11 protein-coding genes are annotated in these 13,548 nt (G+C 57.9%); 5 read left to right on the forward strand and 6 right to left on the reverse strand.

The features are described 5' to 3' along the window. Positions 1-37 precede the first annotated feature (37 nt). Together B9Z39_RS05775 and map are read right to left on the reverse strand one after the other, a co-directional pair. On the reverse strand, positions 38-2,641 hold the full coding sequence (locus B9Z39_RS05775; RefSeq protein ID WP_108301017.1) for a [protein-PII] uridylyltransferase: 2,604 nt from the start codon (positions 2,639-2,641) through the stop codon (positions 38-40). 10 nt (positions 2,642-2,651) lie between these two features. Then, positions 2,652-3,464 carry a type I methionyl aminopeptidase gene (map, locus tag B9Z39_RS05780; RefSeq protein WP_108301018.1) on the reverse strand — a complete coding sequence of 271 codons (813 nt, stop codon included), beginning with the start codon at positions 3,462-3,464 and terminating at the stop codon, positions 2,652-2,654. 120 nt (positions 3,465-3,584) lie between these two features. On the opposite strand from map, the gene B9Z39_RS05785 reads away from it, so the two are divergent. The 5 genes from B9Z39_RS05785 (at position 3,585) to B9Z39_RS05805 (ending at position 9,851) form a co-directional block, all read left to right on the forward strand. Next, positions 3,585-3,866 (forward strand): BrnT family toxin, encoded by a 282-nt coding sequence (locus B9Z39_RS05785; protein ID WP_108301019.1) that lies wholly within the window; start codon positions 3,585-3,587, stop codon positions 3,864-3,866. Beyond that, the gene (locus tag B9Z39_RS05790) at positions 3,853-4,152 is read left to right on the forward strand and encodes a BrnA antitoxin family protein (protein ID WP_108301020.1); all 300 of its coding nucleotides are present in this window, start codon (positions 3,853-3,855) and stop codon (positions 4,150-4,152) included. The genes B9Z39_RS05785 and B9Z39_RS05790 overlap by 14 nt, the downstream gene beginning before the upstream one ends. A gap of 133 nt (positions 4,153-4,285) precedes the next feature. Beyond that, a complete protein-coding gene (gene purL, locus B9Z39_RS05795) occupies positions 4,286-8,308 on the forward strand; it encodes a phosphoribosylformylglycinamidine synthase (RefSeq protein WP_108301021.1) in 4,023 nt (1,340 codons plus the stop codon). 64 nt (positions 8,309-8,372) lie between these two features. Then, on the forward strand, positions 8,373-8,849 hold the full coding sequence (locus tag B9Z39_RS05800; protein WP_146183286.1) for an outer membrane protein assembly factor BamE: 477 nt from the start codon (positions 8,373-8,375) through the stop codon (positions 8,847-8,849). A 12-nt stretch (positions 8,850-8,861) separates the two neighbouring features. Further along, entirely contained in the window at positions 8,862-9,851 is a 990-nt protein-coding gene (locus B9Z39_RS05805; protein ID WP_108301023.1) for a tripartite tricarboxylate transporter substrate binding protein, read from the forward strand. Positions 9,852-9,862: 11 nt separating this feature from the next. Here the strand turns inward: B9Z39_RS05805 and B9Z39_RS05810 are convergent, their stop codons facing one another. Genes B9Z39_RS05810 through B9Z39_RS05825 form a run of 4 tightly spaced genes read right to left on the reverse strand, consistent with a single transcriptional unit; the run spans position 9,863 to position 13,543 of the window. Beyond that, the gene (locus B9Z39_RS05810) at positions 9,863-11,875 is read right to left on the reverse strand and encodes a U32 family peptidase (RefSeq protein ID WP_108301217.1); all 2,013 of its coding nucleotides are present in this window, start codon (positions 11,873-11,875) and stop codon (positions 9,863-9,865) included. A gap of 59 nt (positions 11,876-11,934) precedes the next feature. Next, positions 11,935-12,720: a peptidylprolyl isomerase gene (locus B9Z39_RS05815; RefSeq protein ID WP_108301024.1), complete on the reverse strand. Its 786-nt coding sequence runs from the start codon at positions 12,718-12,720 to the stop codon at positions 11,935-11,937. Continuing rightward, a complete protein-coding gene (locus tag B9Z39_RS05820; RefSeq protein ID WP_108301025.1) occupies positions 12,717-13,001 on the reverse strand; it encodes a BolA family transcriptional regulator in 285 nt (94 codons plus the stop codon). Before B9Z39_RS05820 ends, B9Z39_RS05815 begins: the two co-directional genes overlap by 4 nt. Then, positions 13,001-13,543, reverse strand: coding sequence for a septation protein A (locus B9Z39_RS05825; RefSeq protein WP_100144887.1), 543 nt, complete (start codon positions 13,541-13,543; stop codon positions 13,001-13,003). Before B9Z39_RS05825 ends, B9Z39_RS05820 begins: the two co-directional genes overlap by 1 nt. Between the last annotated feature and the right edge of the window lie 5 nt (positions 13,544-13,548).

Genomic DNA, 13,548 nt, shown 5'->3' on the forward strand with positions numbered 1-13,548 from the left:
AACGCAGCGAGACGATTGCTTCGCTGCGTCGTCGCACTCAAGCCTGTTGCAAGGCGTTCAACAACTCGGTTTCAATTTCCAGTTGCGCCCTGTTTTGTTGCAAGGCGGCACCGTCAATCAGGAAGGTGTCTTCCACCCGCTCGCCCAAGGTGCTGATCTTGGCCAGAAACAAGTTGACCTTGTGGTTGGCCAGCACCCGCGCCACGCTGTAGAGCAAGCCGACGCGGTCGCTGGCCGAGATGCTGAGCAGCCATTTTTGCGCCCGCTCGTCAGGTTGCAACGAAACACGCGGGGCAATCGGAAAGCTTTTCACACGACGTGACACACGGCCACGCCCTGGTGCTGGCAAGGGGCCCGCAGCTTCGATGGTTTGCGACAAACCCGACTCCACCATGTTGATGAGTTCGCGGTAATGGTCTTGCAGGCGTGAGGCCACCACTTGGAAAGTGTCAATCGCATAGCCGTTGCTGGCCGTGTGGATCTTGGCATCCAAGATGTTGAAACCGGCTTGGTCAAAGTAGCCACAAATGCGGGCAAACAAATCGGCTTGGTCAGGTGCGTAGACCATCACCTGCAAGCCTTCGCCCACGGGTGACATGCGCGCACGCACCATCACCCCCACAGATTTTTCTTGGGCTTTTGCCTGCGACAGACTGCGCGACAGCTGGCGTGTGTGCCAAGCGATGTCGGACGCGTCATGGCGCATGAAATAGCCCACATCCAAGGTGTCCCACAGGTCTTTGTGCGCGCCAAACGGCAGGGCATACAAGGCCAGCATGGTCAAAGCTTCGCGCTTGCGGGCTTCCACTTCGGCATCCGGGTCGGGCGCGCGGCCACCCAAGGCACGCAAGGTGTAGCGGTACAGGTCTTCCAGCAGCTTGCCTTTCCAGGCATTCCAGACTTTGGGACTGGTGCCACGGATGTCAGCCACTGTGAGCAAGTACAGGGCGGTCAGATTGCGCTCGTTACCCACTCGCTTGGCAAAGCCTTGAATCACATCGGGGTCGCTCAGGTCTTGCTTTTGTGCAATGTGGCTCATGGTCAGGTGTTCGGCCACCAAGAACTCGATCAAGTCGGCATCGTCTTTGCCGATGCTGTGGTCTTTGCAAAAGCGCCGCACTTCAGCGCGCCCGAGTTGCGAATGGTCTCCGCCTCGGCCTTTGGCGATGTCGTGAAACAGCGCACCCGCGTACAAAATCCACGGCTTGTCCCAGCCTGCGGCGAGTTGGGAGCAAAACGGGTACTCGTGGGCATGCTCGGCCATGAAAAAGCGCCGCGCATTGCGCAGCACCATCAGGATGTGTTGGTCTACGGTGTAGACGTGAAACAAGTCATGCTGCATCTGACCCACGATGCGACGAAACACCCACAAATAGCGCCCCAGCACCGACGTTTGGTTCATCAAACGAATGGCATGGGTGATGCCCTCTGGCGCTTGCAAAATCCGCAAAAAGGTGGCGCGGTTGACCGGGTCAGCGCGAAACGCGCCGTTCATCACCTTGCGTGCGTTGTACAACGCGCGCAAGGTGCGTGCTGACAGGCCATTGATGCCCACGGTGGACTCGTACAGCCAGAAGGTCTCCAAAATGGCGTGCGGCTCGCGCAGGTACAAGTCATCGCTGGTGACCTCCAACATGCCCGCTTTGTCGGCAAAGCGTTCGTTGATGGGACGCAAAGTCTGGGTGTCGCCATTGAGCCGCTCTTCGATGTTGAGCAACAAAATTTGGTTCAACTGGGTCACGGCCTTGGCGGCCCAGTAGTAGCGCTTCATGAGCGCTTCGCTGGCAGCACGCGCGTCCAGCGTGCCATCTTCTTGAAATCCCAGGCCAATGCTTTGTGCCACCGCGTGTTGCAGGTCAAACACCAGCCGGTCTTCTCGCCGTTTGGCAGCAATGTGCAGGCGCGTGCGAATGAGCGCCAGAGTGTCTTCGTTGCGCTGAATTTGGCGCGCCTCAAACGAGGTGGCCAAACCTTTGCGCGCCAGCTCATGCCAGCTGTTGCCAAAACCAGCCGCTTTGGCCACCCACAAGATCACTTGCAGATCGCGCAAGCCACCGGGCGACTCTTTGCAGTTGGGCTCCAGCGAATAAGGTGTGTTTTCAAACTTGGTGTGGCGCTGACGCAGCTCCAATGTCTTGGCAACAAAGAAGGCCTTGGGGTCTATCGCCGCATCGAAGCGGTGCTGAAAATGGTGAAACAACGCGGCACTGCCAACCACCAGACGGGCTTCCAGCAAAGAGGTTTGCACGGTGATATCGGCACTCGACTCTTGGATGCACTCGTCCACACTGCGCACGCTGGAGCCAATTTCTAGGCCGGTGTCCCAGCAACTGCCGATGAAGGTTTCAATTTGACTCTTGAGTTGGGCATCGCTGTCCGCCGATCGCCCCTCAGGCAGCAACAGCAACACATCCACATCAGAGTAGGGGTAGAGCTCGCCACGTCCGAACCCACCCACGGCAACCAGGGCCAAGTCGTCGTCAAAGCCAGCGTTGCGCCATAACTCGACCAACATGTGGTCGGTCAAATGGCTCAGATTTTTCAACACGCCGCGCACACCCCGGGTGGCAGCTGGACGGTCAGACATGGCCTGCAGCAGGGCGGCCTTGTCCGAGCGATAGCGTTGGGCCAAGGCATTCATGGCAGAGCCTTCAGCAACAGGTGGTGGTCACAAACTCGGGCAGGGCGGGGCTGCCTGCTGACAGGGTCAACACTTCGTAACCGGTTTCAGTGACCAAAATGGTGTGCTCCCATTGCGCCGACAGCGAGTGGTCGCGCGTGACGATGGTCCAGCCGTCGCCCAGTTCTTTGATGTCTTTGCGGCCTGCGTTGATCATGGGCTCAATGGTGAAGGTCATGCCCGTTTTGAGCTCTTCCCCCGTGCCGGGTTTGCCGTAGTGCAGCACTTGCGGCTCTTCGTGGAACACCTGGCCAATGCCGTGACCACAAAACTCACGCACCACCGAAAAGCCATGACCCTCGGCAAAACGCTGAATGGCAAAGCCAATGTCGCCCAAACGTGCGCCAGGCTTGACTTTGACAATGCCGTGCCACATGGCTTCATACGTCAATTTGCACAAACGTTTGGCGGCAATGGACGACTCGCCCACCAAGAACATGCGGCTGGTGTCACCGTGCCAGCCGTCTTTGATGACCGTGATGTCGATGTTGACGATGTCGGCTTTTTTCAGCGCTTTGTCGTTGGGGATACCGTGGCAAACCTGGTGGTTGATCGAGGTGCAGATCGACTTGGGGTAAGGATTGTCGCCGCTGGGGTTGTAGTTCAGCGGGGCAGGAATGGCACCTTGCACCTGGGTGATGTAGTCGTAGGCCAGCTTGTCCAACTGGTTGGTGGTGACCCCGGCCACCACGTGCGGGGTGAGGAAATCCAGAACTTCGGAGGCCAGCTTGCCTGCGACACGCATGCCCTCAATACCTTGGGTGTCTTTGTAAGTGATCGTCATCTTGCGATTATCCCATTGGGGCTCATGCCCTCGTCGATCGCAGTTTTTCTTTGTAATGCTCACATGCGGTTTGGCTCAAACACCTAAGCTCAAAGTTTCGACAAAACTCATACTTTTCGTATGTACAATAAGTTAAGAATTGTTTTTGATCCAGAAAAAGACAAACAGAATCAAATCAAACATCAAGGCGTGTCGTTGATTGAAGCCGTTGACTTTGATTGGGGTGAAGCGGTTTACATCAAAGATGAACGTCGTGACTATGGTGAGCATCGAGTCATTGCTTTTGGCATTTTGAACAACCGTTTGTTTGTTGTCGTTTTTGTAGACCGTGAAAATGAGCGAAGGGTCATCAGCCTACGCAAAGCTAACTTCAGAGAGGTAAAACGTTATGCCCAAACTTAAACTTGGCCATATCAGCCCCACACCCAAAGAAGATGCCCAGATTCAAGAAGGGATCGATGTAGACCCTGACACGTGGTTTTTAACGGATGAAGAGTGGGAGAAAGTCAAACCCACTGCGCGCATAGGGCGTCCGCCAGCTGAAGTCACCAAAGAGCGCATCACGATTCGCTTGTCGCGAGACGTTGTCACTCAATTTCGTGCCACTGGAGAAGGTTGGCAAACACGCATAGATGCAGCGCTGAAGCAATACATTCTTGAACATCCGATTGGATCCCCTGGTCAGTGAAAACGGACGCTCATCACGTGGGGCGATTGTGTACAACCTGTGGCCAGTGCCCACGTAAAATCCAACCAGTGCCGACCAGCCCCAGTCAGCGGCCCGGCGTAACGATTTCCCCGTCTTTTTCTCAAGGCCATCCGTGTCCCTGCACCTCTGCATTTTCGAAGGCGGCAACGCCCTCAGCGATTTCCGTGTTCAACAACTCTTGCCCCGACTCGCCGCCATCGCGCCACAGATCAAAGGCTTGAACGCACGCTTTGTACATTTGGCCGCCAGCGAAGAAGCATGGGATGCCACCCAGCAGCGCACCCTGGCCGCACTGCTGACTTACGGTGAGCCGGCACACCCTGGGACAGATGGTGTCGCGCTGGTGGTCACCCCACGTTTTGGCACAGTATCGCCCTGGGCTTCCAAAGCCACAGACATTGCGCACAACTGTGGCTTGGGGCTGAAGCGCATCGAGCGCATCACCGAATTTCGCATCTTGCTCAAAGACGGCTTGCTGAGCAAAGGCAGCCTGAGCCCTGAGCAATTGGCGGCGGTGGCCGATGTGCTGCATGACCGCATGACCGAGTCGGTGATGCGTACCCGCGATGAAGCGCTCAACCTGTTCACCGAGTTGCACCCAGCCCCCATGGAGCATGTCGATGTGCTGACCGGAGGACGCGCCGCGCTGGAAGACGCCAACACGCGTTGGGGCCTGGCTTTGGCCGATGACGAGATGGACTATCTGGTGACCGCGTTTGCCCAGTTGCAACGCAACCCCACCGATGTGGAGTTGATGATGTTTGCGCAGGCCAACAGCGAGCACTGCCGCCACAAAATCTTCAACGCCGAATTCACCATCGACGGCGTAGCGCAGCCGCACAGCTTGTTCGGCATGATTCGCCACACCCACAAGACCTACCCGCAGTACACCGTGGTCGCGTACTCGGACAACGCCTCCATCATGGAAGGCCATGCGGTGGAACGCTTTGTTGCCACGAACAACGGCACCAACTTGCCCCACTACGACAAAGTGGCCGCAACCCACCATGTGTTGATGAAGGTCGAAACCCACAACCACCCCACCGCCATTTCGCCGTATCCCGGCGCGTCCACCGGCAATGGTGGCGAAATTCGCGACGAAGGCGCCACCGGACGTGGCTCCAAGCCCAAAGCGGGCATGTCGGGCTTCACCGTGTCTAAGTTGTGGGACAGCAGCTTGGGTCGTCCCTCGCACATGGCCAGCCCGCTGCAAATCATGACCGAGGGCCCACTGGGTGGCGCGGCCTTCAACAACGAGTTTGGCCGTCCCAACCTGTTGGGCTATTTCCGCGAGTACGAACAAGAGGTGGCGGGCGTGACCCGTGGCTACCACAAGCCCATCATGATCGCCGGTGGTTTGGGCGTGATTGACAGCACGCAAACCCACAAGATCGAATTTCCTGCGGGCACCTTGCTGATTCAACTGGGTGGCCCTGGCATGCGCATTGGCATGGGCGGCGGTGCCGCCAGCTCCATGGCCAGTGGCACCAACGCGGCGGAGCTGGACTTTGACTCGGTGCAACGCGGCAACCCCGAGATCGAGCGCCGGGCGCAAGAGGTGATCAACCATTGCTGGACCCAAGGAGCGAACAACCCCATCTTGGCCATCCACGACGTGGGGGCAGGCGGCTTGTCCAACGCGTTTCCAGAGTTGACCAACGACGCCGGACGCGGTGCCCGCTTTGATTTGCGTGCCGTGCCCCTAGAAGAATCAGGCCTGGCCCCAAAAGAGATTTGGTCCAACGAAAGCCAGGAACGCTATGTGCTGGCCATTGCGCCCGAGTCGCTGGCGCAATTCAAAGCCTTTTGTGAGCGTGAGCGCTGTCCGTTTGCCGTGGTCGGGGTGGCCACCGAAGAACGCCATCTCATCGTGGCCAACGAAGACGCTGCGGTCACCGCACAGACCCCTCCCGCCAGCGCCGATCGCGCTGTGGACATGCCCATGAACGTGCTGTTGGGCAAGCCGCCCAAGATGCACCGCGACGTGCAACGCGTGCAACGCGTCAGCCCCGCAATGGACTTGACCGGTGTGCGCCTGCAAGACGCAGTGATTCAGGTGCTCAGCCACCCGACTGTGGCGAGCAAACGCTTTTTGGTCACCATCGGAGACCGCGCTGTGGGTGGCCTGACCCACCGTGACCAAATGGTCGGTCCTTGGCAAGTGCCGGTGGCCGACTGCGCGGTGACTCTGGCCGATTACCAAGGCTTCAAAGGCGAAGCCATGAGCATGGGTGAACGCACGCCACTGGCTGCCTTGCAGGGCCCGGCGTCGGGCCGCATGGCCGTGGCGGAGGCCATCACCAACTTGCTGGCCGCCCCCATCGAGTTGCCCCGTGTCAAGCTCAGTGCCAACTGGATGGCGGCCTGTGGCGAGCCCGGCGAAGATGCTGCGCTTTACGACACGGTGCAAGCTGTGGGGCTGGAACTGTGCCCCGCTTTGGGCATCTCTATCCCGGTGGGCAAAGACAGTTTGTCCATGCGCACCCAGTGGCGCGAGGGTGACGCCACGAAAAAGGTCACCTCACCGGTGAGCTTGATCGTCAGTGCGTTTGCCTCCATCGCCGACGTGCGTGGCACGCTCACCCCCCAACTCAACGCCACCGAAGAAGACACCACCTTGGTGTTGGTCGACCTGGGCCGCGGCCAGCACCGTATGGCCGGCAGCATCTTGGGCCAAGTGCTGGGCCAAGCAGGCGACACCGTGCCTGACCTGGACCACGCCCAAGATTTGGTGCAACTGGTCCACGCGGTCAACGACTTGCGTGCGCAAGGAAAAATCTTGGCCTACCACGACCGCAGCGATGGCGGCTTGATGGCCACCGCCTGTGAAATGGCCTTTGCGGGCCAAGTGGGCGTGGCGCTGAATGTGGACATGTTGATCACCGAGGGCGACGGCATCAGCGACAGCCGCGCTGAATACGGGGACACCAAGAACTGGACCGCTCAGGTGAGCGCACGGCGCGAAGAGTTGACGCTCAAGGCACTGTTCAACGAAGAGTTGGGTGTGCTGTTGCAAGTGCGCACGTCCGAGCGCAACGAGGTCATGCAAACGCTGCGTGCGCATGGGCTTTCCAAGCACAGCCACTTTGTGGGCAAGACGCGTCCTGCGTCGTCTGCCATCGCCAAGGGCCAAGGCGAGGTCAGTGTCTGGCGCGATGCCAAAGAGGTGTTCAGCGCCAAGCTGGCCGACCTGCACCAGGTGTGGGACAGCGTGAGTTGGAAGATTTGCCAGCAACGCGACAACCCCGTCTGTGCCGATGCCGAGCACGCGAGTGCGGGCGACCCGCTCAACCCCGGCCTGCATGTGCATCTGCCTGCGGGCGTGTGCGACAACGTGGCAGCCCCGTTCATCCACAGCGCCAAACCCAAAGTGGCCGTGCTGCGTGAGCAGGGCGTCAACTCGCACGTGGAGATGGCCTATGCCTTCACCGAAGCGGGCTTTGAGGCCTACGACGTGCACATGACCGACCTGCAAACCGGGCGTGCCAAGCTGCAAGATTTCCAAGGCTTGGTGGCCTGCGGCGGCTTCAGCTACGGGGACACCTTGGGCGCTGGCATCGGCTGGGCACGCTCCATCACCTTCAACCCCGTGTTGTCTGAACAGTTCCAGCAGTTCTTTGGCCACCCAGACACCTTTGGTTTGGGCGTGTGCAATGGTTGCCAAATGTTTGCCGAGTTGGCCGACATCATTCCGGGCACTGCGGCTTGGCCGCGCTTCACCACCAACCAGAGTGAGCGCTTTGAAGCACGCTTGTCGATGGTGGAGGTGTTGCCGTCACCCAGCTTGTTCTTGCAAGGCATGGCAGGCAGCCGTTTGCCCATTGCCGTGGCACACGGCGAGGGCTATGCCAACTTCAGCCAACGCGGTGACGCCGCCCAGGTGGTGGCCGCGATGCGCTTTGTCGACAACTTCGGCGTGGCGACACAAACCTACCCTTTCAACCCCAACGGCAGCGCGGGCGGTCTGACCGCCGTGACCACCGCCGATGGCCGCTTCACGGCCATGATGCCGCATCCTGAACGCGTGTTCCGCAACATTCAAATGAGCTGGACTGACTTGGGTGCCACAGGCGGCATTGACGCGTTCAGCCCCTGGATGCGCATGTGGCGCAATGCGCGCAAGTGGGTGGGTTGATAGCCAGCAAGTGAGTTGCTAAGCTTGACGTCCATCAACAAGTCTTCGGACTGAGGAGATCACCATGCGATCAGTTCTTCAATTGCTGTGCGTGCTGACATTGCTTTTGGTGGGATGCACAAGCTTTGCGCCGGACCGCAGTTTGCTCGGGCGAGATCGAGCCGCCGTGATTGCAGACATGGGCCCGCCTTCGCGTGAAAGACAATTACCCGGCGGGTCACGCCTGGAGTACCCTCGTGGCCCATTTGGCAAGAGCACCTATTTCGTCTTCTTGGACGCGAGTGGCAAAGTCACAGCTTGGGAGAATGTGCTCAAGACCGAGAATTTCGACAAAATCAAGCCCGGCATGCCCGCCAGCGAGGTTGAGTTTTTGATTGGCGAATCCAAATCCGCTTTTGGTGTCGGCTCTCAAAACCACCGGGTATGGAACTACCCATTCAACAACTCAATTTGCCGCGTCTTCCAGGTAGAGGTCACCCCCGATGGCAAAGTGGACTCCACAGGCTACGGGTACGCGCCGGAGTGCGGTAACACGTGGTAACTCATCAATCTCATGCTTAACAAAAACTCTCTCAAACTCTTTTCTTTTCTGGTGCTTTTTTTCTGTGTGCTTGGGGTGTCACAAGCCCAAGCACCGGCTAACGCTTACCCCACCAAACCGATTCGTCTGATCGTGCCTTTCCCGCCGGGTGGGGGCACCGACATCTTGTCGCGCTTGATCGCGACCAAGTTGAACGAACAGCTCAAGTGGACCGTCATTGCGGACAACCGTGCGGGCGCTGGCGGCACCATTGGCATTACAGAAGCGGTCAAGGCTGCCCCAACGGGCTATGACCTGGTCATGGGCCAAAAGGACAACTTGGTGATTGGCCCTTGGCTGTATAAAAATTTGCCCTGGGACCCCACCCGTGACTTGGTGGCGGTGGCGCATGTCGCGTACACCCCTGTGGTGATTGCCACCAGCGCCAACTCCAAGTTCAAAACGCTGGCGGACGTGATCCAGGCCGCACGCAACGCACCAGGCAAAGTGAGCTATGGTTCGCCGGGCAATGGCACCTCGATTCATTTGGCGGGCGAATTGTTTGAAAAAGCCGCCAACATTCAACTCAGCCACATCCCATACAAAGGGTCTAACCCCGCGATGATGGATGCACTGGCAGGCAACGTGGATTTGCTGGTGTCATCGGTGCCCTCAGCCATGAGTCAAATCAAGTCGGGCAAGTTGCGTCCACTGGCTGTGACCTCGGCCAAACGCAGCTCCTCCATGCCAGATGTGCCAACGGTGGCAGAGTCAGGATTCAAGGGCTTTGATGTCAGCACCTGGTACGGGGTGTTGGCCCCAGCAGGCACCCCAGCCCATGTGGTGGCGACACTGAATGCCGAGGTGAACAAACTGTTGGGCAGCCACGAGGTGCGTGATGCCATCCATGCCCAAGGTGCGGAACCTGAAGCCATGACGCAAGCCAAGTTTGCCAACTTGCTCAAGGTCGACTACGCCAAGTGGAAGGGCATCGTCGAATCTTCAGGGGCGAAGATCGACTGAGGATTGACGGGTCAACGCGCCCCAGCAGTGGGGCGTGTTTTGTAGAACGTCATCGGTGTTTCAGCCATGTCGCGCACGCGCTGGTTGAGCACCGATTTTTTCATGTGGCCCACCACATGCATTTCGCAGGGCTTGCAGTCAAACCGCAACGTGAGCTTTTCGCTGCCGTTGATCAGGGTGAGAGGTTCGGCCTTGACCGTGCCTTGCACGCCTGTCACGCCCTTGGCTTGTTTGGGGCACAAGCTCATGCTGAAACGCACGCAGTGTTTGGTGATCATCAAGCTGACTTCGCCCAACTCTTCGTGGCTCTCATACGCCGCCGCCACCATCTGCACGCCATGCTTGGCATAAAAACTTCGGGCTTTGTCGTTGTAGACATTGGCCAGGTAGGTCAAGGTGTCTTCGGGGTAGCTGGCGGGCGGCTCCACAGCGTGGGCGCGGGAAGGGCGCTGGTAGGCTTGTTCGCGTACCCGTTCTAAGTTTTGCACCGCTTCGCGACGCAAGGCATTGAGCGATGAAGCGGGCACAAACCAGGGCTGACTGAGCGAGACCTGCTGATTCAGCACCTCAAAAGCGGTGGCGCCAAACTTACCCAGGTGTTCACGCAAGCTCGCATCGTTGCGCACAGCGTCTTTGGCAAGCGCTTTGTCGCAACGCAGGGATGCGCTGGCGCTGTGGCCGTCTTCATCGGTCAAGGTGAGCGAGAAGCCTTGGGGTGTGTCGGCAAACGCCAGCCAGACGCCAATGCGCCGCTCGCTCGAGGTTTTCTCCAGACCTCGCACCCAGTCCATGTCGCGGTTGCGGTTGAGCACGGTGCCCGCACGCAGGTCTTTGAAACTCGCCATCGGGTCTTTGGGAAACACGCGCCACACACCTTTTTTGGCCGTGGCTTCGGCGCGGTTGATGGCGACGCCCACCAATTCTTTGTGCAGGTCGTAGTAGCACAGACCATCGCCGTTGTGCAGCACCGCAGCTTTGTCAAAGGGTTGCAACTCAATCCAGTTGGGGCCGGTGGCAAGCACCTCGCCTAAGGCGATGCCAGGGTTCTTGGGCGAGTCAAAGGCACCAATGTCCTCTTTGCGCCCTTGCACAAAGTAGTCGGTGAATTCGCGGTTGAAGTTCTGGTTGGGGTCGGGTGTGAAAAACAGTGTGGTCTGACCGCTGGACGCACGGCTCAGCGGAGGACGCATCGGGTCGGTCGAGTGCTCACGCGCTTCGAGCAACTCATCAATCAACACCCGGTAGTGCGCGGTGATGTTTTTGACATAGGCCATGTCTTTGTAGCGGCCTTCGATTTTGAAGCTGCGCACACCGGCATCAATCAGGGCTTCCAGGTTGTCGCTCTGGTTGTTGTCTTTCATCGACAGCACATGTTTGTCGTGCGCAATGAACCGACCTTGGCTGTCGGTCACGTGATAAGGCAGGCGGCACGCTTGACTGCAATCCCCTCGGTTGGCACTGCGCCCCGTGTGGGCATGGCTGATGTAGCACTGGCCGCTGTAGGCCACGCACAAGGCTCCGTGCACAAAGAACTCCAGCTTGCAACGCTCGGCATCCAAGGCTTGGTGGATGTCACGAATTTGCGGCAAAGTCAGCTCACGGGCCAACACGATTTGCGAGAAACCCACATCTTGAAGAAAGCGGGCTTTCTCGGGCGTGCGAATGTCGGTCTGGGTGCTGGCGTGCAACTGAATGGGCGGTAAGTCAATTTCCAACAAACCCATGTCTTGCACGATCAACACATCGGCGCCAGCGTTGTAGACGTCCCAGGCCATTTGGCGGGCACCTTCCAACTCGTCATCGCGCAAGATGGTGTTGAGGGTGATGAAGATACGGCTGTTGAAACGGTGGGCTTCGCGGCACAAGCGTTCAATGTCGCGTACGGTGTTGGTGGCGCTGGCACGGGCACCAAAGGCAGGCGCGCCGATGTAGACCGCATCTGCCCCATGGTGGATGGCGGCGATGCCTATGTCGGCGTCGCGGGCCGGGGCGAGAAGTTCAATTTGATGAGACAGCAGTGACATGGCCGTATCCATTAAAAAAAGCGGCCCGCAGGCCGCTTTGTGGTGAGCTGATGGGTGCTTTATTCAACTTTCGCTTTGGCGCGCATTTCTTGCTGGAACGTGGCCATGCGTTGTTGCTGAAGTTGCTGGGTAATTTGAGGCTTGACCTCTTCTAGCTTGGGCAACTGGGCATCACGCACATCATCCAGACGGATGATGTGAAAACCAAATTGGCTCTTGACCGGCTTGGCCGTGGTTTCGCCTTTTTTCAGAGCGGCCATGGCATCCGAGAATTCTTTGACGAAGTTGCCAGGCGCGGCCCAATCGAGGTCGCCACCTTTGGCGCCCGAACCTGGGTCTTTGGATTGTTTCTTGGCCAAATCTTCAAACTTGGCACCTTTTTTCAAGCTGGCCAGAATGGCGTTGGCTTGGGCTTCGGTTTCCACCAAGATGTGACGTGAGCGGTACTCTTTGCCGCCGTTGGCTGCTACAAATTTGTCGTATTCGGCCTGCACATCGGCATCGGTCACTTCGGCGGTCTTTTGGAAGTCGCTGAAGAGTTCACGAATCAAAATGGTTTGGCGGGCCAATTCCAACTGGTTTTTGTAGTTGTCCGTAGCGTCCAAGCCCCGTTTCTGAGCTTCTTGCATGAAGATTTCGCGAGCGATGACTTCTTCTTTGATTTGTGCTTCTACATCCGGTGTGATGGGGCGACCCGAGCGAGCCACTTGCTCAGCCAGCGCTTCGGCACGTGCTTTGGGCACCGCTTTGCCGTTGACGATGGCAATGTTTTGTGCCGACACCTGAATGCTCAACGAGGCCAACACCGCAGCTGCCACCACGCTCCAAACCATTTGCTTCTTCATGAAATCTCTCTCGATGGGGTTTCTAAAACTTCAATGACCAAGGCATGTAAACCTTGGTCTATGTATTCTTGCAGCGCATCATACACAAGCCGATGGCGCGCCACGCGTGGCTTGCCCGTGAATTGGACGCTTTGAATACGCACTCGAAAGTGGGTACCTTGGCCTGTGCCGTTGGCCCCGGCATGCCCCGCATGACCGGCACTCTCGTCCAGCACTTCCACGAAAGTGGGCGACAGTTGTTCTTGAAGACGTGCTGTGAGTAAGGCGGCTGTGATCTGCATCACGCTTGTTCCTTGTCTTCTTGCATGAATCGACTCAAATAAAAGCCCTGTACCAGCACAAACACCAGCATCAGGCCCAAACCACCAAACAGCTTGAAGCTAACCCAGGTGTCAGTGTCAAAGTGATTGGCAACCCACAGATTCAAAAAACCCATGCCTGTGAAAAACACTGCCCAGCTGTGCAGCAGTACGCGCCATGCATGGTCGGGCAGGGTGAGTTGGGCACTCATGAGTTGACGCAACAAATTGCGCTTGAACACCAGGTGCCCCACCCACAACGCCCCGCCCATCAGCCAATACAACACGGTGGGCTTCCATTTGATGAAGGTTTCGTCTTGGGTGATCAAGGTAGCGCCACCAAACACCACGATCACACCCAGGCTCACCCATTGCATGGGCTCGACAAATCCGTTTTTGCGCCACAGCCAGGCAATTTGTCCAATGGTGGCGACGATGGCCACTGAGGTCGCGGCATAGATACCCCATGTTTTGAACACGGCAAAAAACAAAATGATGGGGAAGAAGTCAAAAAATATTTTCATGATGT

This window comes from Limnohabitans sp. JirII-29, from assembly GCF_003063395.1.
Taxonomy (GTDB): Bacteria; Pseudomonadota; Gammaproteobacteria; order Burkholderiales; family Burkholderiaceae_C; genus Limnohabitans.

Bases quoted from the DNA above. Each gene is read 5' to 3' on its own strand.
- B9Z39_RS05775 (WP_108301017.1), bottom strand. From the start codon at position 2,641: ATGAATGCCTTGGCCCAACGCTATCGCTCGGACAAGGCCGCCCTGCTG.
- map (WP_108301018.1), bottom strand. From the start codon at position 3,464: ATGACGATCACTTACAAAGACACCCAAGGTATTGAGGGCATGCGTGTC.
- B9Z39_RS05785 (WP_108301019.1), top strand. From the start codon at position 3,585: ATGTACAATAAGTTAAGAATTGTTTTTGATCCAGAAAAAGACAAACAG.
- B9Z39_RS05790 (WP_108301020.1), top strand. From the start codon at position 3,853: ATGCCCAAACTTAAACTTGGCCATATCAGCCCCACACCCAAAGAAGAT.
- B9Z39_RS05800 (WP_146183286.1), top strand. From the start codon at position 8,373: ATGCGATCAGTTCTTCAATTGCTGTGCGTGCTGACATTGCTTTTGGTG.
- B9Z39_RS05805 (WP_108301023.1), top strand. From the start codon at position 8,862: ATGCTTAACAAAAACTCTCTCAAACTCTTTTCTTTTCTGGTGCTTTTT.
- B9Z39_RS05810 (WP_108301217.1), bottom strand. From the start codon at position 11,875: ATGTCACTGCTGTCTCATCAAATTGAACTTCTCGCCCCGGCCCGCGAC.
- B9Z39_RS05815 (WP_108301024.1), bottom strand. From the start codon at position 12,720: ATGAAGAAGCAAATGGTTTGGAGCGTGGTGGCAGCTGCGGTGTTGGCC.
- B9Z39_RS05820 (WP_108301025.1), bottom strand. From the start codon at position 13,001: ATGCAGATCACAGCCGCCTTACTCACAGCACGTCTTCAAGAACAACTG.
- B9Z39_RS05825 (WP_100144887.1), bottom strand. From the start codon at position 13,543: ATGAAAATATTTTTTGACTTCTTCCCCATCATTTTGTTTTTTGCCGTG.